Origin of the sequence: Nocardiopsis sp. NPDC006832 (genome assembly GCF_040635885.1) — a bacterium.
GTDB lineage: Bacteria > Actinomycetota > Actinomycetes > Streptosporangiales > Streptosporangiaceae > Nocardiopsis.
The window spans coordinates 13,950-33,643 of record NZ_JBEYLC010000013.1 but is presented as its reverse complement, the minus strand read 5'-3'; the positions used below and the strand labels follow the sequence as shown (position 1 = coordinate 33,643).

Here is a 19,694-nt window from a genome sequence, read left to right as displayed (position 1 = left end):
GGGACACCCACCATGAGCGACTCCCGCAAGGCCGCCGCCCCCGACCCGCTCGACTTCCTGGCGGTGGACGCCGAACTGTCCGACACCGAACGCGACATCCGCGACGCCGTGCGGGAGTTCTCCGCCGCGGAACTGCTGCCCGAGGTCGCCGACTGGTTCGAGGCCGGCACCCTGCCCGACCCGCGCGGCCTGGCCAAGGCCTTCGGCGACCTCGGGGTGCTCGGCATGCACCTGGAAGGCTACGGCTGCGGCGGTTCCAGCGCCGTAGCCTACGGCCTGGCCTGCCGCGAGTTGGAGGCCGTGGACTCCGGGCTGCGCAGCTTCGTGTCCGTGCAGGGCTCCCTCGCCATGACGGCGATCCACAAGTTCGGGTCCGAGGATCAGAAGAACGAGTGGCTGCCGCGCATGGCCGCGGGCGAGGCCATCGGTTGCTTCGGGCTGACCGAACCCGACTCCGGTTCCGACCCGGGTTCGATGCGCACCCGCGCCCGCCGGGACGGCTCCGACTGGGTGCTCGACGGCACCAAGATGTGGATCACCAACGGTTCGGTGGCCGACGTCGCCGTGGTGTGGGCCGCCACCGACGAGGGCGTCCGCGGGTTCGTCGTGCCCACCGACGCCCCCGGGTTCAGCGCCAACGTCATCCACAAGAAGCTGTCGCTGCGCGCCTCCATCACCGCGGAGTTGGTCTTGGAGGGCGTGCGTCTGCCCGCCGACGCGATCCTGCCCGAGTCCAAGGGGCTCGGCTCTCCCCTCTCCTGCCTCAACGAGGCCCGCTACGGCATCGTGTGGGGCGCGGCCGGTGCCGCCCGCGCCTGCTACGCGGCCGCCCGCGACTACTCGCTCACCCGCGAGCAGTTCGGCGGACCCATCGCCGGTTTCCAGCTCACCCAGCGCAAGCTCGCCGACATGGTCGTGGACGTCAACCACGCCGGCATGACCGCCCTGCGCATCGGTCGTCTCAAGGACCGGGGCGAATGCCACCACAACCACGTCAGCTTCGGCAAGTTCGCGAACGTGGCCGCGGCCCAGCGGGTGGCGGCGACCGCGCGCGGCCTGCACGGCGCCAACGGCATCACGTTGGAGTACCCGGTGATGCGGCACATGGTGAACCTGGAGACGGTGGCCACCTATGAGGGCACCGAGGACATCCACGCGCTGAGCATCGGCCAGTCCGTCACGGGGATCTCCGCGTTCCGCTAACGACCGAGACGGCCCGGGAGGCCCGTGTGGCGACGGGTCGCAGGTGAGCGACGTGTGCCGGATCTCGCCGGTATCCCGGGTGCCAACGGGTGCTCCCAGCCACCACAATGGAGAGCAGCCGAGTGAGGGAGTTGCCCAAGATGGTGAACGAACCGACGAAGCGGTTCGAGGCGACCAAGCTGCGCCGCGTCTCGGACGCGGTCGTCAGCAACTTCGTCAAGTACGGGGTCTGCCCGCAGGAGATGCACCTGCTGACCACCCGGGGCCGCAAGTCCGGATTCTTGCGCACCACCCCGGTGAGTGTGCTGGACAGCGAGCGCGGCCGGTATCTGGTCTCCCCGTACGGCGAGGTGAACTGGGTGCACAACATCCGCAAGGACGGGTTCGCGACCCTGCGCCAGGGCGGCTGGATCGAACTGGTGAGCGTGCTGGAGGTGGACCCCGAGGAGGCCGGAACGGCGCTCAAGGAGTACCTGGAGCACCCGCGTTCGGCGATCGTCGGCCCGTACTTCGAGGCGCCGCCGGAAGCCCCGGTGGAGGCCTTCGTGGCCGAGGCGGATCGTCACCCGGTCTTCCGCGTCGTGCGGTCCACGACCATCCGGATCTGACCCGAGCGCGGACGGCCCGAGCAGGAAGGGCCTGAGCAGAAACGGCCCCGGTCACCCCGTCGAGGGGGTCCGGGGCCGTGGTGTTCACGGGGCGCGACGCACGTACACGCGGCCGCGGTCGACCTCCTCGAAGCCGACCTTCGCGTAGGTCCTCGCCGGGGCCGGATACAGCGGGTTGGGTGCGGTGTTGATGAACACGCGGTCGCCGCCTCGGTGGGCGGTCAGGGAACACGCCTCCAGCACCAGGGCGGCCGCCAGGCCTCGATGGCGGTGGACGGGGACCACTCCCAGGGGTTCGACCTCCGAGGTGCCGCTCTCTGCGTCGAACCACACCACGCAGCAGGCGGCCAGGGAGCCGTCCGGGGCCTGGACGACGAGGTCCAGTTCGGGGTCGTACAGCAGGGACGCACGGGTGGCGTCGTAGTAGGTCCGGGAGAAACGGCTGTTCAGCGATGGGTCCACCGGACCCACGCTCTCCGGCCAGGGCAGGTCGGCGGGCTTCCAGGCGAGGCGGTGGCACTCCACCCGGGCTTCCTCCTCGCCCTCGCGGACGGGCCGGATCACGTACCCCTCGGGCAGGGCCGGGGACTCCTCCGTGGCGGCACGACGCATCCAGGTGTCCAGGGTCCCTTCGTGTGCGAAGCCCGCCTTCTCGGCCAGGAACCGGAGCTCCTCGTCACCGTGGAAGACCGGCAGGTGTGTCCCACCCTCGGTACGCGCCAGGGCCCAATCCAGGAGGGCGGCCCCGGCCTCGGGGTCGGTCCGGGCCCCTTCGAGGGTGACCCTGGTGTGCTCGGAGATGGCGTTGGCGCCGGTGACCCCGGCCCAGGCGACGATCTCACCGTCTCGTTCGGCCACCGCCATCGGCCGGGGCATGTCCTCGGTGGCCGCTTGCCAACCCAGACCACCGGGGTGGGTCCCCACCGGCCACGAGCGCCGGGCGAGCAGTTCGAGCGCGCGAGTGTCCTCGGGGCGCGGGGGACGGAGTTCGAGCACGAGGGCCTGCCTTCACCGGTGGGGGGTCGTGTACGCGCACACGCTAACCACCGGTGTCCCGAGGGTGCCATCGGTTTTCCAACGAACCGGGTGGCGGGTCAGTTGCGCACCCGGAAGACGTCGTAGACCCCGTCCACGCCGCGCACGGCGCGCAGCACGCTGCCCAGGTGGGTGGGGTCGGCCATCTCGAAGGTGAAGCGGCTCTGCGCCACCCGGTCGCGGCTGGTCTGCACCGTGGCGGAAAGGATGTTGACGTGCTGGTCGGACAACACGCGTGTTATGTCGGACAGCAACCGGGAGCGGTCCAGGGCCTCCACGTGCAGGGCCACCAGGAACATGGAGTCCTCGGTGGGCCGCCACTCGACGTCGACCATGCGCTCCTGGTCCAGGCTGGCGGCGTTGGCGCAGTCGGCGCGGTGCACCGAAACCCCATGCCCCTGGGTCACGAAACCGACGATGTCGTCACCGGGCACCGGCGTACAACACTTGGCCAGGCGCGCCCACACGTCACCGTCGCCCGCCACGACCACGCCCGGGTTGCCCGAGCGCTGGCGCGTGGTGGCGGCCTTGGTGGGCAGCGAGGACTCGGCGATGTCCTCGGTGTGGCTGTCCAGCCCACCCATGGAGTCCACGAGCTTGCTCACGATGCTCTGTGCGCTCACCTGGTGCTCGCCCACGGCGGCGTACAGGGCGTCCACGTCCGTGTAGCGCAGATCGCCTGCCAGGGCGATGATCGCCTCTCCGCTGAACAGGCGCTTGACCGGAAGCTCCTGCTTGCGCATGATCTTGGCGATCTCCTCCTTGCCCTGTTCGATCGCGGCCTCGCGGCGCTCCTTGGTGAACCAGTGCCGGATCTTGTTGCGGGCACGAGCGCTCTTGACGAAGTTGAGCCAGTCGCGGCTGGGCCCGGCGTCGGGGTCCTTGGAGGTGAGGATCTCCACGGCCTCGCCGTTGTGCAGCTCGTTCTCCAGCGGCACCAGACGGCCGTTGATACGAGCGCCGACGGTGCGGTGGCCGACCTCGGTGTGCACGGCGTAGGCGAAGTCCACGGCGGTGGCGCCCTCCGGCAGGGAGATGACGTCACCCTGCGGGGTGAAGACGAACACCTCCTGCACCGACAGGTCGAAGCGCAGCGACTCCAGGAACTCGCCCGGGTCCTTGGTCTCCTGCTGCCAGTCGATGAGCTGACGCAGCCACTGCATGTCGGTGGTGCCCTTGGGCTTGGTCTCGGTCCCGGTGGAGTTGCGGTCCTCCTTGTACTTCCAGTGCGCGGCGATGCCGTACTCGGCGCGCCGGTGCATGGCGCGGGTGCGGATCTGGAGTTCGACCGGGTTGCCGGAGGGACCGATGACCGTCGTGTGCAACGACTGGTACATGTTGAACTTCGGCATCGCGATGTAGTCCTTGAACCGGCCCGGCACCGGGTTCCACCGCGCGTGGATGGTCCCCAGCGCCGCGTAGCAGTCCCGAACACTGTCCACCAGGACCCGCACCGCGATGAGGTCGTAGATCTCGTCGAAGCCGCAGTTGCGGGCGATCATCTTCTGGTAGATCGAGTAGTAGTGCTTGGGCCGCCCGCGCACGGTCGCCTTGAGCTTGGACTCGCGCAGGTCGCCCGAGACCGCCTCGATGACCTCCTGCAGGTACACGTCGCGCCGGGGGGCGCGTTCGGAGACCAGTCGGGCTATCTCGTCGAAGCGCTTGGGATAGAGGGTGGCGAACGCCAGGTCCTCCAGCTCCCACTTGATGGTGTTCATGCCCAGGCGGTGGGCGAGCGGCGCGAAGATCTCCAGGGTCTCGCGGGCCTTCTTCTCGCGCTTGGCCTTCTTGGGCAGGTAGCGCAGGGTGCGCATGTTGTGCAGGCGGTCGCAGAGCTTGATGACCAGCACGCGGATGTCGCGGGCCATGGCCACGACCATCTTGCGGACCGTCTCGGCCTGGGTGGCCTCGCCGTACTTGACCTTGTCCAGCTTGGTGACGCCGTCGACCAGGAGGGCGATCTCGTCGCCGAAGTCGGCTCGGAGCTCGTCGAGGGAGTAGTCGGTGTCCTCGACGGTGTCGTGCAGCAGGGCGCCGGCGAGGGTGGCCTCCTGCATGCCGAGTTCGGCGAGGATGGTGGCCACCGCGAGCGGGTGGGTGATGTAGGGGTCGCCGCTCTTGCGTTTTTGGTGGCGATGGTGGTGTGCGGCGACCTCGTAGGCGCGCTCGATCAGACGGACGTCCACCTTGGGGTGGGTGGCGCGCACCGTCTTGATCAGTGGTTCGAGCACCGGGTTCATCGTCACTCCCCGCTGGGCGCCGAGTCGGGCGAGCCTTCTGCGTACTCGCACGGTGGAGGGCGTGGTGGTCGCCGGCTGCCGCCCCTGGGCCCCCTGCCCGGAGACGTCCTGCTCGGATACGTCGGAGGGCGCCGCTTGTTCCGCAGCGCCCTCCGGCCGTTCGTCACGTGGTCTGTCATTGGGACCGGTGTGGTCCCCGTCGTTACGCCCCTGTGGCATACCGGTGTCGGCGTCCCCCCGCGAGGCACGTCCCTCGTCGGCGGTCGTCTCCCGTTCGGTGGCCGAACCCCGCGGGGCCTTCGACCCCTGCTCCCGTGCGGACACCGCTCCGGTCGAGACCACTTCGTTTGGCATGCCTACCTCCCGCGGATCCGCCCGGTGGAGCCGACAGTCCAAGGATCGGCTGCCTCCGGAACGCGTGCGTGTCATCAGGGCCGGTCACCGACGTGGCCGCCGCGGTCACCTCTCCCACCAGTCTAGTGGCGCCCGCCCAGGTGGGGCGGGGTGGCGGAACCTGACCCCTCGTGCGTCGCCGTACTCCGGCGGCCCGATGGTACGCGTAGTGACCCTGGTCACCGATTGCGTCACACCGAGTGCTGGTGTAGGTCAACGAGGAGGAACCTTCGCGCTATTCCCACCGTGCGCGCGAGGTCGTCCGGTCAGACCGAGAGGAGGGTGTGCAGCTCCACGTCGGGCAGCTTCTCGCGTCCTCGGAGCGCGGAGAGCTCCATCAGAACGGAGAATCCCACGACCGTACCACCAGCCTTGTGGACCAACTCCACCGCGGCCCTGCCCGTGCCACCCGTCGCGAGTACGTCGTCGACGATGAGGACACGGCTGCCCGGAGTGATCGCGTCGGCGTGGATCTCGACGGTCGCGGTGCCGTATTCGAGATCATAGGCCTGATCGATGGTGTCCGCGGGCAGTTTCCCGGCTTTGCGCGCCGGAACGAAGCCCGCGCCCAGCGCCATGGCCACGGGGGCGCCGAAGATGAAGCCGCGCGCCTCCAGTCCGACGACGTGGTCGACGCCGGCCCCGCGGTAGGGGGCGCTGAGCCCGTCGACCGTGGCGGCGAAGGCCTCCCGGTGGTTCAGCAGCGGGGTGATGTCCTTGAACAGGATGCCCTCGTGCGGGAAGTCCGGGACGTCGCGGATGTTGGCCTCGATCAAGGCGAGGTCCGCGTCGGGCGTCACAGTGTCGTTGGTCATGGCGGCTCAGGCCTTCGTTTCAGATGGGAAGCGGGTTCGGCTGAAGTCACCGAAAAGCAGCGGTACCGGCCCCGGTGTTCGGGGGCCGGTACCGAAGTCTGTGGTGCGCCACGGGCGCGGGAGGGAACGGGCCCTCCGGGATCCTAGCCCTTGGGCTTGTCGTCGTCCCCGAAGTCCGGACGGTCCTCGACCGGGGTGTCGTCGGCCGCGGGGGTGATGACCTCCCCGACACCGGCCTTGAGCATACGGATACGGGTGCCCGGAGCGATCTCCAGCAGCACGTCCTGGTCGTGGATCTCGACGATGGTGGCGAAGATACCCGCCTTGGTCATGACCTCGACGCCGGGAACCAGGGAGGTCTGCATCTGCATCTCCTGCTGGCGGCGCTTCTGGTTCGGGCGCCAGAACAGCAGCCAGAAGACCAGGAGGATCAGTACGAAGGGAAGCAACATGCCGATGATGCTGCCCTCACCCTGGGGGGCGTCCGCTGCGAGATTGATAAGGCCCTGCACGGGGCGTCCTTCCTGACGGTTCTCGTGGACGACGGCTGTCGGCTCGTGACACCCGTGACGACCACCTTGCGGGTCGCCCGACCACGGCGGCCGGATTCGCACCCGGCGTATACAACGCACCAGAGTGCCAACTCGTTCCGCCGATGTCGAAACGACACCTCACGGGGTGGTGCCCCGCTCTTGGCCGGTACGTCCCAGTTTACGTGGCATGAGTCACCGGTCACCAGCTCCCCGGGTTCGGAGGGCTAACGGTTCGGCCCCGTTTTCGTTCGTGGGCTCCATCGTGACAGGTGGAAGCGGTCGACGCCCGGGCTTCAGGGCGTGGCGCCGTTGGTGCCCGTGGTGCCGCCGGTGTTCGCGGCCGCCTGGGCGGCGCCGAACGCGGCGTCGGGTGGCGGGGTGAGTCCCATGTGCGCCCAGGCCTGCGGAGTGGCGACCCTCCCCCGTGGGGTGCGGGCCAGGAAACCGGAGCGGACGAGGAAGGGTTCGGCGACCACCTCCACGGTCTCGGCCTCCTCCCCCACCGATACCGCCAGGGTGGACAGTCCCACCGGTCCGCCACGGAAGCGGTTCATGAGCACGTCGAGGATGGCCCGGTCCAACCGGTCCAGGCCCAGCTCGTCCACTTCGTACAGTTCCAGGGCGGCGTGCGCGTTGGCCAGGGTGAGCTGTCCGTCGCCGCGCACCTCCGCGTAGTCGCGGACCCGACGCAGCAGCCGGTTGGCGATACGAGGCGTACCGCGCGAACGCCCGGCGACCTCGCGGGCGGCGTCCTCGTCCAGGGGCGCGCCGAGCAGCCCCGCCGACCGGTGCAGGATGCGCTCCAGTTCGGCGGGTTCGTAGAAGTCCATGTGCGCGGTGAACCCGAACCGGTCACGCAGCGGGGCGGGCAGCATCCCGGCCCGCGTGGTGGCCCCGACCAGGGTGAACGGGGCGATGTCCAGGGGGATCGCGGTGGCTCCGGGGCCCTTGCCGACCATGACGTCGACCCGGAAGTCCTCCATGGCGACGTAGAGCATCTCCTCGGCGGGCCGGGCCATGCGGTGGATCTCGTCGAGGAAGAGGACCTCGCCCTCCTGGAGGGTGGAGAGCACCGCGGCCAGGTCACCGGAGCGTTCGATGGCGGGGCCGGAGGTGATGCGCAACGGCGCACCGAGTTCGGCGGCGATGATCATGGCCAGGGTGGTCTTGCCCAGACCTGGACCGCCGGACATGAGGATGTGGTCGGGAGCGCGGTTGCGACGCTGTGCGCTGTGCAGGACCAGGGACAACTGTTCGCGGACCCGTTCCTGGCCGACGAACTCGTCCAGTATTCGAGGGCGCAGTGCCCCCTCGATCCGGAGTTCGTCGACGTCGGCCTCGGGCGAGACCGCATCACGTTCGTGCACGGGGTTCTCCTTCGGGCCTTAGGCGCGGCTGAGTTTGCGCAGGGCGCTGCGCAACAGGACGGTGACGTCGCTGGTGGTCTCGGCCTCGGCGGCGACGGCGGAGGCGGCGGCCTCGGCGTCCTTGCCGGACCAGCCGAGGTTGACCAGTCCGGAGACCACCTGTCCCCGCCATGCGCCGTTGGGTCGGGCGGTGGCGGTGGGGTCCGCGCCGGGCAGGGTGCCGTCGGTACTGATCGGCGCCTCCAGCTTGCCCTTCAGCTCCAGCACGATGCGTTGGGCCCCCTTCTTGCCGATGCCGGGGACCCTGGTCAGGGCGGCGGTGTCCTCGGTGTGGACGGCCTGGCGGAGGCTGTCGGGGCTGTGCACGGCGAGCATGGCCAGGGCCAGACGGGGGCCCACCCCCGAGGCGGTCTGCAACTGCTCGAACAGGTGCTTCTCGTCGTCGTCGACGAACCCGAACAGGGTGAGGGAGTCCTCGCGCACGACCATGCTCGTGGCCACGGTGCCCTCCTCCCCCACGTGCAGTCGGGACAGGGCGGAAGGGGTGCACTGGACGGACATGCCGACCCCGCCCACGTCGATGACGGCGCTGCCCGCGCCGCGTGCGGCCACCCGGCCGGTGAGGAACGCGATCATCTGTCATGGACACCCGGAGGGGTGTCCGTCTCCTTCCTGGGGGCGGTGTCAGCGGCCGCGCGCTCGGCGGGCCAGTTCCACCTTGCGGGCGAAGTCCTGTTGGGCCTGGGCCGCCCGGGACTGGGCACCGCCGCGCCAGATGTTGCAGATGGCCAGGGCCACGGCGTCGGCGGCGTCGGCGGGTTTGGGCGGGCCATCGAGACCGAGGATACGCGCCACCATCGTGCCGACCTGCGCCTTGTCGGCACGCCCGTTGCCGGTGATGGCGGCCTTGGCCTCGCTGGGCGTGTGGGTGACGACGGGCAGGCCGCGGCGGGCGGCGCAGACCAGGGCGAGGCCGCTGACCTGGGCGGTGCCCATGACGGTGCTCAGGTTGTGCTGGGCGAAGACGCGTTCGACGGCCGCGGCTTCGGGTTCGTACTTGTCGAGCCACTCCTCGATGCCGCGTTCGATGCCCAGGAGGCGTTGGGGCAGGTCGGTGTCGGGGCTGGTGCGGATCGCGTCGGCGGCGATCAGGCGCAGTGGGCGACCGATGGATCCCTCGACCACGGCGATGCCGCAGCGGGTCAGTCCCGGGTCGATCCCCAGCACGCGCACGTGGTCACCCTGCTTTCCATCGATTCATCGAACGTTCGTTCGCACCATGCTAGCGGCGCGGAGTGACAGCGCCCGCCGCCCTTCGGGCGTGTCGACGCCACCGTCCCGGGACTGGACAGCGGACGAAGCTCGGGTTATGTTGTTCTCGAATCGAGAATTACTCAGATTGAGAACAACCAGAGGGGTCAACGGTGTCCGAGGGGATCGATGGGCGATACGACGACGGGGACGAGCGCGGTTTCCTCTCCTCCTACGACCCGCACGCCTTCGCACCCGCCGCGGTGACCGTCGACGTGGTCGCCCTGACCATCCGCGAGGGCCTCCCCCACGTCCTGTTGGCCCGCCGCGCCGCGCACCCCCAACGCGGACTGTGGGCACTGCCCGGCGGATTCGTCCGTGCCCAGGACTCCGAAGCCGGACCGGCCGACCTCGACCTTCCCGACGCCGCGCTGCGGGTCCTCGCCGAGAAGACCCCGATGCCCACCGAGATCCACCTGGAACAGCTGGGGACCTACGGCGCCTTCGACCGCGACCCGCGCATGCGGGTGATCTCGGTGGCGTACATGGTGTTCGCCCCCGACCTGCCCGATCCCGGGACCGGACGCGACATCTCCGAAGCCGCGTGGGTGCCCTGGACGACGAAGGAGGAGACGGCCTTCGACCACGCCCGCATCCTCGACGACGCCGTCGAACGGGCCCGCTCCAAGCTGGAGTACACGTCGCTGGCCACCGCGTTCCTCCCTTCGACCTTCACCATCACCGCCCTGCGCGGGGTGTACGAGGCGATCTGGGGGCGCACCCTGCACGCCGCCAACTTCCACCGCAAGATCCTCGCCACACCCGGCTTCGTCGAGGACACCGGCGAACTGGCCGACCGCGGCGGCTCGGGCGGCGGACGACGCGCCCGCCTGTACCGGGCGGGCGAGGCCGCCCTGCTGCACCCACCGCTGCTCCGCGGCGCCCAATGACCGGCCCCGACCCACACCCCCGAAGGGAGGACGACATGGACGGCGAATCGCGCACGCACGACGACTTCGACTCGGCCCTGCGCGGGGTCGACATGGCCACCGGGCCCACCGACCTGTTCGGAGCACCGCCCCGGGACGGCCGGATCCCGCCGGACGCCACCGCCGTCTACCGCCGGCTCGCCAGGCTCCTGCACCCCGACACCGCGCCCACGCGGCGACGGGACGACGCGGCCGACGGGTTCGCCCGTCTCACCGACGCCTGGCGCCGCTACCGGAACGCGGTCCAGGGCGGTCCGGGCCTGGACGACCTGGTGCTGACCACCGAGGAGCGCACCTACCACGTCGACCGCGGCCGCCCCGTGGCCGAGGGCGACATCGCCGACCTGCGCGCGGTGCGCTACCGGGACGGGGACCGGTGGCGGGACGCGGTGCTCAAACTTCCCCGCGCGCCCCGCGACAACGACCTGGTGCGGGCCGAGGCCGGCGCGCTGCGGCGTATCCACGAACGCGGCGCGCCCCGCTACCGCGCTTTCAGGCCCGAACTGGTCGGAACGCTCCGACACCGGGACCCGGCCACGCGGGTGGAGCGGCACGGCAACGTCCTGCGGCGGCTGTCGGGGTTCTACGACCTGACCGAGGTGCGGCGCGCCTACCCCGACGGGGTCGGCCCCCGCGACGCCGCCTGGATGTGGCGCCGACTGCTGGTGGCGATCGGCGACGCCCACCGGGCCGGCGTCGTGCACGGGGCCGTGGTGCCCGAACACGTGCTGATCCACCCGGACGAGCACGGTCTGGTGCTCGTGGACTGGTGCTACTCGGTGACCTTCGACGCGACCCGTACCGCCCCGCATGTCCCGGCGATGGTGCCGCACCGCAAGGACGTGTATCCACCCGAGGTCGCCGCCCGGCGCCCCGCGCGACCCGCCACCGACGTGTACATGGCGACCAGGTGCGTGGAGTTCGTGACCGCGGGCCGGTTACCGCGTCAGTTGGCGGCGTTCGCACGAGGCAGTTCGCTGCCGGCGCCCGAGCGGCGACCATCCGACGCGTTCGCCCTGCTGGACGAGCTGGACCAGGCCCTGGAGCGGACCTTCGGGCCACCCCGGTTCCACCCCTTCCACATGCCCGACTGAAATCTCGCCCCCGCACCCACCCTCATCACGATCCACGGAGACAGACATGGGAAGCAGCCACTGGTCCACCGACGCCTACCACGCCCGCCAGGCCTTCCGGGACTCGCGCGGCATCGGAGCGTTCGACTACCACGACAACGCGACCAAGAAGGCGCGCGCCGGCTGGAAGCCGCACCCGACCCTCGACCCGCACGGGGTCACCGTCCGCGAGAGCCGCGACTCCGACGCCCACCCGAACTCGCTGGCGGTGTCGGTGCTGTTCGACGTCACCGGCTCCATGGGAAGCGTTCCACGCGTGCTGCGCACCAAGCTGCCCGACCTGTTCGGTCTGCTGCTGCGCAAGGGGTACGTGGAGGACCCGCAGATCCTGTTCGGCGCCGTCGGTGACGCCACGTGCGACCGGGTTCCGCTGCAGGTCGGCCAGTTCGAGTCCGGCAACGAACTGGAGGACGACCTCGGCAACCTGCTCTTGGAGGGCGGGGGCGGAGGCCAGATGACCGAGTCCTACGAGCTCGCCATGTACTTCATGGCCCGGCACACCGCCATGGACTGCCTGGACGAGCGCGGCCGACGCGGCTACCTGTTCATCGTCGGCGACGAGATGGCCTACGGCGCGGTCAAGGCCCGCGAGGTGCGCGAGGTGATCGGCGACGACCTGGACGAGAACATCGCCTTCCCCGCCATCCTGGACGAGCTGCGACGCCGGTTCGAGGTCTTCTTCATCATGCCGACCGGCAGCGCCCACTTCCGTGACGACCGGGTCCGGACCTTCTGGGAGAAGCACCTGGGTCAGAACCTGATCCTGCTGGAGGACCTGGACGCGGTGTGCGAGACCATCGCCGTCACCGTCGGCCTGGGCGAGGAGGCCATCGACCTGGAGGAGGGGCTTCGGGACCTGGCCGAATCCGGGTCGAACGCCGGCGAGGCCGTCGGCAAGGCGCTGCAGCCACTGTCGCGGGGCCGTGGGTCGGTCGTCTCCGACTCGGACGTGAGCGGGCTCGCCGGTGACGGACCGGGGGTGGACCGGCTGTGACCTCGCACGCGATCGTCGTCGACCTGGGGTTCGGCGACGCCGGGAAGGGGGTGACCGTGGACCTGCTGTGCGCGACCGGTGACTACGGCGCGGTCGTGCGGGCCAACGGGGGCGCCCAGGCGGCGCACAACGTGGTCGCCCCCGATGGACGGCACCACACGTTCTCCCAGTTCGGGGCGGGCACACTCGCCCCGGGCGGTCCGGCCCCCACCCACCTGTCCCGGTTCATGGTGGTGGACCCGTTCGCGTTGGCGATGGAGGCCGCGCACCTGGCGTCGCTCGGGATCGCGGATCCGTTGTCCCTGATCACCGTGGACCGGCGGGCGTTGATCAGCACCCCGTGGCACCGGGCGGCCAACCGGGCGCGGGAGCGGGCCCGGGGCGCGGACCGGCACGGATCCTGCGGGATGGGTGTGGGCGAGACCATGGCCTACGCCCTCGATCACCCCGACCTGGCGCCCACCGTGGGCGACTGCGCCACACCCGCGCGGCTGCGCCGCAAGCTGGTCGCCCTGGCCGAGGCGCTCGGACCGTCCGACCCGGATGCGGAGGGGCTCGACCTGGAGGAGTGCCTGGAGGCCTACGCCGCGTTCGCCGAACGAGTGCGCCTGGTGGACGAGACGTACCTGCCCCGGCTGCTGGCTCGAACCCCGGTGGTGTTCGAGGGGGCCCAGGGCGTGCTGCTGGACGAGTGGCACGGCTTCCACCCGCACACCACCTGGTCCACGACCACGACCGCCAACCCGCTGACCCTGCTCGACGAGGCGGGCCGGTCGGGAGACGCCCGCCGGCTCGGGGTGCTGCGCACCTTCACCACCAGGCACGGCGCCGGTCCGCTGGTGACCGAGGACCCCGTGCTCACCGCCCGACTGCCCGATCGGCACAACCGCGACCACCCCTGGCAGGGGGCGTTCCGGGTGGGGCACCTGGACCTGGTGGCGGCCCGGTACGCGTTGGCCGCGACCGGCGGGGTGGACGCCCTGGTGGTGACGCACGCCGACGCCCCCGAGCGGCTCGGGCGGGACCTGCGCTGGTGCACGGACTACCGGGACGGCGCGGGCGCGCCACTGGACATCGCTCCGGGCCCGACCGGTGACCTGGACCGGCAGGCCTCGCTCACCCGGAGGCTGGCCGACGCCCGCCCGGTGCTCGCGCCGATCCCCGAGGAACCGGCCGAGGCGATCTCCCAGGCCCTCGGGGTGCCACTGGCCGCGGTGTTCTCCGGCCCGACCCGAGCCGACGCGCGCGTGGTCACCGAAAGGGGCCGCGCCGCCTCGGGCCCTTCGGCCCGGGGACGACCGGGACCCGGCGTGTCGAGCGCGCGGGCGCGGGCGCGTGTCGGTCTAGCGTGAGGGCATGGCTTCCATCACCGACCCCGAGGTCCGCGCGTTCCTCACCGAGGGGACCCGTACCGGCAAGATCGCCTACACCTCCGCCGATGGTCGCCCCCTGGTCGTACCGGTGTGGTTCGTTCTGGAGGGCGACACCCTGGTGTTCAACACCGGCCAAGGCACCGCCAAGGCACGTTCCATCGCCCGGGACCCGCGCGTCACCCTGGTGGTCGACCTGGAGGAGCCTCCGTTCGGGTTCGTCCAGGTGCAGGGTGAGGCCCTGGTGTCCGAGGACCCCGGCGACCTGCTCCGCACCGCCACGGAGATCGCCCGCCGCTACATGGGCGCGGAACTCGCCGAGGAGTTCGGCCGCCGCAACGGTGTGCCCGGCGAACTGGTGGTGCGGCTGCGGCCCACCAAGGTGGTCGCCGTGATGAACCTGACCGACTGACGAGACGACGCGGGAACACCTGTGGCCGCACCCCGGGGTGCGGCCACAGGTGCTGAGGAGGAAGGGCGAACCCTAGAGCTCGGCCAGGACCTCGTCGGGGATGTTCGCGTTGGTGAAGACGTTCTGCACGTCGTCGGAGTCCTCCAGGACGTCCACGACCCGCAGGACCTTCTTGGCGGTCTCGGCGTCGACCGGGACCTCCATGGTCGGCAGGAAGCTGGAGTCGGCCGAGTCGTAGTCGATGCCGGCCTCCTGCAGCGCCGTGCGGACCGGGACCAGGTCGGTGGCCTCGCAGATGATCTCGAAGGACTCACCGAGGTCCTCGACCTCTTCGGCGCCGGCCTCCAGGACCGCCAGGGTCACGTCGTCCTCGGTGGTGCCCTCCTTGGGCACGAGCACGACACCCTTACGGTTGAACAGGTACGACACCGAACCGGCATCGGCCATGTTGCCACCGTTGCGGGTGACCGCCACGCGCACCTCGGAGGCGGCGCGGTTGCGGTTGTCGGTCAGACACTCGACGAGCAGTGCGACACCACCGGGGGCGTAGCCCTCGTACATGATGGTCTGCCACTCGGCGCCACCGGCCTCCTCACCGGAGCCGCGCTTGCGGGCGCGCTCGATGTTGTCGGCGGGCACCGAGTTCTTCTTCGCCTTCTGGATGGCGTCGTAGAGCGTCGGGTTCCCTTCGGTGTCCCCACCACCGGTACGCGCGGCCACCTCGATGTTCTTGATCAGCTTCGCAAAGAGTTTGCTCCGCTTGGCATCGATGACGGCTTTCTTGTGTTTGGTGGTGGCCCACTTGGAGTGGCCGCTCATGCGTGTCCTTTCACGATGTCGACGAAGAGGCGGTGAATGCGCGCGTCGCCGGTGAGTTCGGGGTGGAAGGACGTCGCCATCAGGCCGCCCTTTTGTACGGCGACGATCCTACCGGCCTCGTCCGGGCCGGTTACTCTCCCGAGGATCGTGACCTCCGGCCCGACCCTCTCCACCCACGGGGCGCGGATGAAGATCGCGTCGAAGGGGTCCTCGCCGATCCCGTCCACGTGCACGCGAGCCTCGAACGATTCGGTCTGGCGGCCGAAGGCGTTGCGGCGCACGGTCATGTCGATCCCGCCGACCGTTCGCTGGTCGTGGGTACCACCGAGGATCTCGTCGGCGAGCATGATCATGCCGGCGCAGGTCCCGTAGGCGGGCATGCCCGCCTCGACGCGTTCGCGCAACGGCTCCATGAGCCCGTAGCGCAGTGCCAGTTTGGACATGGTCGTGGACTCGCCGCCGGGCAGGATCAGCCCGTCCACGGCGTCCAGCCGTTCGGGCGAGAGCACCTTCACCGCGTGCACGCCCAGGGAGCGCAGGACGGCGATGTGCTCGGCGACGTCACCCTGTAGGGCGAGGACTCCGATGGTGGGTGCGGCGCTCAAGTGCGGTTCCTTCTCGTCCGATGGAGAGGGGCGGTGGGAGCCGGAGTGGCGACGGGGGCGGCGGGGCCTCCGTGGGCCCCGCCGCCCCCGTTCGTTCTCGGGTGCGTCCCTACCAGCCTCGACCGGCGTAACGCTGTGAGTCGGGCTGCTCTTCCAGGTTGATGCCGACCATGGCCTCGCCCAGGCCTCGCGAGACACGAGCGATCACGGCGGGGTCCTCGTAGTGCAGGGTGGCCTGCACGATGGCGTCGGCCCGCTTGGCCGGGTCACCGGACTTGAAGATGCCCGAGCCCACGAAGACGCTCTCGGCGCCCAGCTGCCGCATGAGGGCGGCGTCGGCGGGGGTGGCCACACCACCGGCGGAGAACAGCGGCACCGGCAGCTTGCCGAGTCGCGCGACCTCCTTGACCACCTCGTAGGGGGCGCGCAGCTCCTTGGCGGCGCCGAACAGCTCGGCCTCGTCCAAGGTGCCCAGGCGCTTGATCTCGCCCCTGATGGAGCGCATGTGGCGGGTGGCCTCGACGACGTTGCCGGTACCGGCCTCGCCCTTGGAACGGATCATCGCGGCGCCCTCGGAGATGCGGCGCAGGGCCTCGCCGAGATTGGTCGCACCGCACACGAAGGGGACGGTGAACGCCCACTTGTCGATGTGGTGGGCCTCGTCGGCGGGGGTGAGGACCTCGGACTCGTCGACGAAGTCCACGCCGAGGGACTCCAGCACCTGGGCCTCGACGAAGTGGCCGATGCGGACCTTGGCCATCACGGGGATGGAGACCGCCTCGACGATGCCGTCGATCATGTCGGGGTCGGACATGCGGGCCACGCCGCCGTCCCTGCGGATGTCGGCGGGGACGCGTTCCAGGGCCATGACCGCCACGGCACCGGCGTCCTCCGCGATCCTCGCCTGCTCGGGGGTGACGACGTCCATGATGACGCCGTTCTTGAGCTGCTCGGCCATCCCGCGCTTGACGCGCTGGGTGCCGACGGCGTTCTCGGCGTTGTTCGTTGCGTTCTCGGCCACGGTGATGGGCTCCCGTTGTCGTTTTCCGGTTAGGGGCTCGGCCCCTACGTGCGGGCCTCGGTGCACCCTGGGCCCGCGGCTCACCGGCGCACGCGCGAAGGTCACGCGGACACCGTCGGCGCCGCGCACCCTGGGTCGACCAGGCCACCATCCTAGTCAGGCCCCTTTCGGGACTTTTGGCCAGATGGTCGATTGTCGCGAATCGTGCACTCCACGGTGGAACACGACGGGTTCAGCGGGGCCCCGGGGCGGCGGCTCCGGGCGTCTGGTCGTCCATCTCGAAGAACTCGGGCAGGGCGGCGGTGCCGGCCAGACGCAGGAGCCGGACCAGGCGGGAACGTCGTGCGCGACGGGTGTCGCCGACCGCGTCGTTGTGGAAGACGCGGGCGAGGTGGACCCCGCGCGCGGCGACCCGCACCTCCTGGAGCTCCGGGGCGGTGGTGATGTCGGTGCGTGTGTCCAGGGTTTCGCGCAGGGTCGCCGACAGCGCGCTCTCGGCCAGCTCACGGTGGTCGTCGGCGCGGCGTGCCCGGTTGGCGGCCTCGGCGAGCCCGATCGACGCCTCGGAGGTCAGGTGACCGGAGGCGGCGAGGTCGAGGACGGCCGCGGCCCGGCGCAGCAGGGCGGCGTCCAGCGCCGCTCGCGCGGTCTCCACGCGATGGTGGAGCCGGTCCAACCGGGTGGCCCGCCAGGACAGGTAGAAGCCGGCCAGTACCAGGACCAGCAGGACGGCGGCCACCGTGCCCACGAAGGAGGCGTCACCGATCAGGGCCGCTCACCCCGGCGGTACGAGACGGCGGTCAGGGGCCTGTTTCCGGCCAGGACCGTCTCGTACACGTGGGCGATGTCGGCGGCGACGGCGTCCCAGTCATAGGCGCGCACGGCGGCGCGGGCCGCCCGGGAGAGTTCCGCGCGCCGGTCGGGGGCGTCGAGCAGGGCGGCGGCACGTTCGGCCAGGTGTTCGGCGTCGCCGGCCCGGAAGAGCTCCCCGGCCTCGCCTCCGTTCAGGACCGCGTCGAAGGCCGGGATGTCGCTGGCGACGATGGCGGCGCCCGCTGCCATCGCCTCGGTGAGGACGATGCCGAAGCTCTCCCCGCCCAGGTTGGGCGCGCAGAAGACGTCGGCGCAATGGTAGGCGCGGACCTTGTCGGCGTCGTCGAGTCGACCGAGCAGGACCACACGTTCGCGCAGATCGTCGGGGACACCGGACAGGTCGGGGTGACCCGGTCCTGCGACGAGCAGCCGAAGACCCGGCCGGTGCGGGGCCAGGCGGGTGAAGGCCTCCAGCAGCACGCCCAAGCCCTTGCGGGGTTCGTCCAGGCGGCCGAGGAAACCGATGGAGCCGCCCTCGCCGGGCCATCCGGGGAGCGGGTCGGCGTGCGCGAAACGACGCACCGACACCCCGTTGGGGATCAGTACGGCGTCACCGCCCACGTGTTCGACGAGGGTGCGTCGCGCGGCCTCGGACACGGCGATGCGCGCGTTGACCTTCTCCATGGCCGAACGCAGGGCGGTGGAGGTGGCCGACATCGCCCGGGAGCGCGGGTTGGAGGTGTGGAAGGTGGCGACGATGGGACCGTCCGTCGACCAACAGGCCAGCAGGGAGAGGCTGGGCGCGGCCGGTTCGTGGACGTGCACGAGGTCGAAGTCCCCCTCGGCGATCCAACGGCGCACAAGCGTGGAGGCCCGGGGGCCGAAGCGGACGCGGGCCACCGAGCCGTTGTAGCGAACGGGCACGGGACGCCCCGCCGAGACGAGGTGGGCCGGGGTCGGGTGTTCGGGGTCGCCCACGGGGGCCAGGACGGACACGTGGTGGCCCATCCCGATGAGCGCCTCGGCGAGGTCGCCCACGTGCTGTTGGACCCCGCCGGGAACGTCCCAGGAGTAGGGACAGACGATGCCCACCCGTCGCCCACCACCACCCTCAACGGACTCCTCCGGCGCGGTCGTGGCCCTACCCATGGTCCGCCTCGTGGTCGGAGCTGAAGACCGGCTGCAGCATGTGCCAGTCCTCGGGGTGTTCGGCGATGGCGCCCTCGAACACCCGGGCCAGTGCCTGGGTGGTCTCCTGTACCCGTTGGGCTCGGGTGGGCGCCTCGACGACGGGGATCTCCTCGTGTACACGGATGTTCCAGTACGGGCCGTCGTACCAGAGGGAGACCGGCATCAGGGCGGCGCCGGTGTTCAGGGCCAGGGCCGCCGGACCGGAGGGCATGCGCGCCTTCTCCCCGAAGAAGTCCACCTCCGGGCCGTTTCCGTGGATGTCGCGGTCGGCGAGCAGGCACACCAGGCCGCCCTCGCGCAGGCGCCGGGCGAGCACGCCCACGGTGTTGGCGCCACCTCCGGTGAGCGGCAGCACCTCCATGCCCAGGGACTCGCGGTAGGAGGTGAAGCGCCGGTAGAGGCTCTCCGGACTCAGCCGCTGGGCGACGGTGGTCAGCGGGGTGCCGCGGGCCGCGATCCAGGCGCCGGCGTGGTCCCAGTTGCCCATGTGCGGTAGGGCGGCGACCACTCCCCTGCCGGAGCGGATGTGCTCCTCCAGAACCTCCACACCGCTCTGTCGGGTGTGGGAGAGGATGTGGTCGCGCCCCATGGCGGGCAGGCGGAAGAGCTCGTAGTAGTAGCGCATGTAGGAGCGCATACCGGCCTTGGACAGGGCCCTGAGCCGGACGGTGGGGGCATCGGGGCCCATCAGCCGGCGCAGGTTGCGTTCCAGTCCCCTGGTGCCGCCGTCGTGGGTGCGCCAGGAGCGGTCGGCGATCCGGCGGAACACCGCCCGCCCCACGCTCTCCGGTGAGCGGCGGACCAGTGACCACCCGGCCGCGTAGGCCAGGTCGGCCATGCGTTCGTCCACGTCGCGCTTCCTCGTCCCGCTGCTTCTTCGTCGTTACGGTGCCCGGCCGTGT

The 19,694-nt window shown here is 70.7% G+C and carries 20 protein-coding genes; 7 read left to right on the top strand and 13 right to left on the bottom strand.

Translation table 11 applies throughout. The features are described 5' to 3' along the window. Positions 1 to 12 precede the first annotated feature (12 nt). Both ABZ717_RS09000 and ABZ717_RS08995 read left to right on the top strand, forming a co-directional pair. Positions 13 to 1,203 carry an acyl-CoA dehydrogenase family protein gene (locus ABZ717_RS09000; protein WP_358507502.1) on the top strand — a complete coding sequence of 397 codons (1,191 nt, stop codon included), beginning with the start codon at positions 13 to 15 and terminating at the stop codon, positions 1,201 to 1,203. 140 nt (positions 1,204 to 1,343) lie between these two features. Then, on the top strand, positions 1,344 to 1,811 hold the full coding sequence (locus ABZ717_RS08995; protein ID WP_358507500.1) for a nitroreductase/quinone reductase family protein: 468 nt from the start codon (positions 1,344 to 1,346) through the stop codon (positions 1,809 to 1,811). 84 nt (positions 1,812 to 1,895) lie between these two features. Here ABZ717_RS08995 and ABZ717_RS08990 read toward each other — a convergent pair whose 3' ends face one another. The 7 genes from ABZ717_RS08990 to ruvC form a co-directional block, all read right to left on the bottom strand. Then, positions 1,896 to 2,807, bottom strand: coding sequence for a GNAT family N-acetyltransferase (locus tag ABZ717_RS08990; protein WP_358507498.1), 912 nt, complete (start codon positions 2,805 to 2,807; stop codon positions 1,896 to 1,898). A gap of 98 nt (positions 2,808 to 2,905) precedes the next feature. Continuing rightward, complete coding sequence (locus ABZ717_RS08985; protein WP_358507629.1) at positions 2,906 to 5,086, bottom strand: bifunctional (p)ppGpp synthetase/guanosine-3',5'-bis(diphosphate) 3'-pyrophosphohydrolase; 2,181 nt, start codon at positions 5,084 to 5,086, stop codon at positions 2,906 to 2,908. 659 nt (positions 5,087 to 5,745) lie between these two features. After that, on the bottom strand, positions 5,746 to 6,294 hold the full coding sequence (locus ABZ717_RS08980; RefSeq protein WP_358507496.1) for an adenine phosphoribosyltransferase: 549 nt from the start codon (positions 6,292 to 6,294) through the stop codon (positions 5,746 to 5,748). Between the two features lie 143 nt (positions 6,295 to 6,437). Next, positions 6,438 to 6,806, bottom strand: coding sequence for a preprotein translocase subunit YajC (gene yajC, locus ABZ717_RS08975; RefSeq protein WP_067600762.1), 369 nt, complete (start codon positions 6,804 to 6,806; stop codon positions 6,438 to 6,440). A 314-nt stretch (positions 6,807 to 7,120) separates the two neighbouring features. Then, a complete protein-coding gene (gene ruvB, locus ABZ717_RS08970; RefSeq protein WP_358507494.1) occupies positions 7,121 to 8,194 on the bottom strand; it encodes a Holliday junction branch migration DNA helicase RuvB in 1,074 nt (357 codons plus the stop codon). Between the two features lie 18 nt (positions 8,195 to 8,212). Further along, positions 8,213 to 8,830 (bottom strand): Holliday junction branch migration protein RuvA, encoded by a 618-nt coding sequence (ruvA, locus tag ABZ717_RS08965; RefSeq protein ID WP_358507492.1) that lies wholly within the window; start codon positions 8,828 to 8,830, stop codon positions 8,213 to 8,215. Between the two features lie 48 nt (positions 8,831 to 8,878). Next, positions 8,879 to 9,427 (bottom strand): crossover junction endodeoxyribonuclease RuvC, encoded by a 549-nt coding sequence (ruvC, locus tag ABZ717_RS08960; protein WP_358507490.1) that lies wholly within the window; start codon positions 9,425 to 9,427, stop codon positions 8,879 to 8,881. Positions 9,428 to 9,618: 191 nt separating this feature from the next. Between ruvC and ABZ717_RS08955 the strand changes: the two genes are divergently transcribed. The 5 genes from ABZ717_RS08955 to ABZ717_RS08935 are packed head-to-tail and all read left to right on the top strand — an operon-like array spanning position 9,619 to position 14,343. Beyond that, the gene (locus ABZ717_RS08955; protein WP_358507488.1) at positions 9,619 to 10,395 is read left to right on the top strand and encodes an NUDIX domain-containing protein; all 777 of its coding nucleotides are present in this window, start codon (positions 9,619 to 9,621) and stop codon (positions 10,393 to 10,395) included. A 35-nt stretch (positions 10,396 to 10,430) separates the two neighbouring features. Continuing rightward, positions 10,431 to 11,528: a molecular chaperone DnaJ gene (locus ABZ717_RS08950; protein ID WP_358507487.1), complete on the top strand. Its 1,098-nt coding sequence runs from the start codon at positions 10,431 to 10,433 to the stop codon at positions 11,526 to 11,528. A 46-nt stretch (positions 11,529 to 11,574) separates the two neighbouring features. Continuing rightward, the gene (locus ABZ717_RS08945) at positions 11,575 to 12,561 is read left to right on the top strand and encodes a hypothetical protein (protein ID WP_358507486.1); all 987 of its coding nucleotides are present in this window, start codon (positions 11,575 to 11,577) and stop codon (positions 12,559 to 12,561) included. After that, on the top strand, positions 12,558 to 13,913 hold the full coding sequence (locus ABZ717_RS08940; protein WP_358507484.1) for an adenylosuccinate synthetase: 1,356 nt from the start codon (positions 12,558 to 12,560) through the stop codon (positions 13,911 to 13,913). Before ABZ717_RS08945 ends, ABZ717_RS08940 begins: the two co-directional genes overlap by 4 nt. Positions 13,914 to 13,917: 4 nt before the next feature. Further along, positions 13,918 to 14,343: a PPOX class F420-dependent oxidoreductase gene (locus ABZ717_RS08935; RefSeq protein ID WP_358507483.1), complete on the top strand. Its 426-nt coding sequence runs from the start codon at positions 13,918 to 13,920 to the stop codon at positions 14,341 to 14,343. Between the two features lie 72 nt (positions 14,344 to 14,415). Here ABZ717_RS08935 and ABZ717_RS08930 read toward each other — a convergent pair whose 3' ends face one another. The 6 genes from ABZ717_RS08930 to ABZ717_RS08905 all read right to left on the bottom strand — a co-directional run bounded on the left by ABZ717_RS08930 (position 14,416) and on the right by ABZ717_RS08905 (position 19,642). After that, positions 14,416 to 15,162, bottom strand: coding sequence for a YebC/PmpR family DNA-binding transcriptional regulator (locus ABZ717_RS08930; RefSeq protein WP_358507481.1), 747 nt, complete (start codon positions 15,160 to 15,162; stop codon positions 14,416 to 14,418). Then, positions 15,159 to 15,767, bottom strand: coding sequence for a pyridoxal 5'-phosphate synthase glutaminase subunit PdxT (gene pdxT, locus ABZ717_RS08925; RefSeq protein ID WP_358507479.1), 609 nt, complete (start codon positions 15,765 to 15,767; stop codon positions 15,159 to 15,161). The genes ABZ717_RS08930 and pdxT overlap by 4 nt, the downstream gene beginning before the upstream one ends. Positions 15,768 to 15,876: 109 nt before the next feature. Next, the gene (gene pdxS, locus ABZ717_RS08920; RefSeq protein WP_358507478.1) at positions 15,877 to 16,788 is read right to left on the bottom strand and encodes a pyridoxal 5'-phosphate synthase lyase subunit PdxS; all 912 of its coding nucleotides are present in this window, start codon (positions 16,786 to 16,788) and stop codon (positions 15,877 to 15,879) included. Positions 16,789 to 17,020: 232 nt separating this feature from the next. Next, positions 17,021 to 17,536, bottom strand: a complete 516-nt coding sequence (locus ABZ717_RS08915; protein WP_358507476.1) for a hypothetical protein — start codon at positions 17,534 to 17,536, stop codon at positions 17,021 to 17,023. Positions 17,537 to 17,553: 17 nt separating this feature from the next. Further along, complete coding sequence (locus ABZ717_RS08910; RefSeq protein WP_358507474.1) at positions 17,554 to 18,750, bottom strand: glycosyltransferase family 4 protein; 1,197 nt, start codon at positions 18,748 to 18,750, stop codon at positions 17,554 to 17,556. After that, on the bottom strand, positions 18,743 to 19,642 hold the full coding sequence (locus ABZ717_RS08905) for a phosphatidylinositol mannoside acyltransferase (RefSeq protein ID WP_358507472.1): 900 nt from the start codon (positions 19,640 to 19,642) through the stop codon (positions 18,743 to 18,745). Before ABZ717_RS08905 ends, ABZ717_RS08910 begins: the two co-directional genes overlap by 8 nt. Between the last annotated feature and the right edge of the window lie 52 nt (positions 19,643 to 19,694).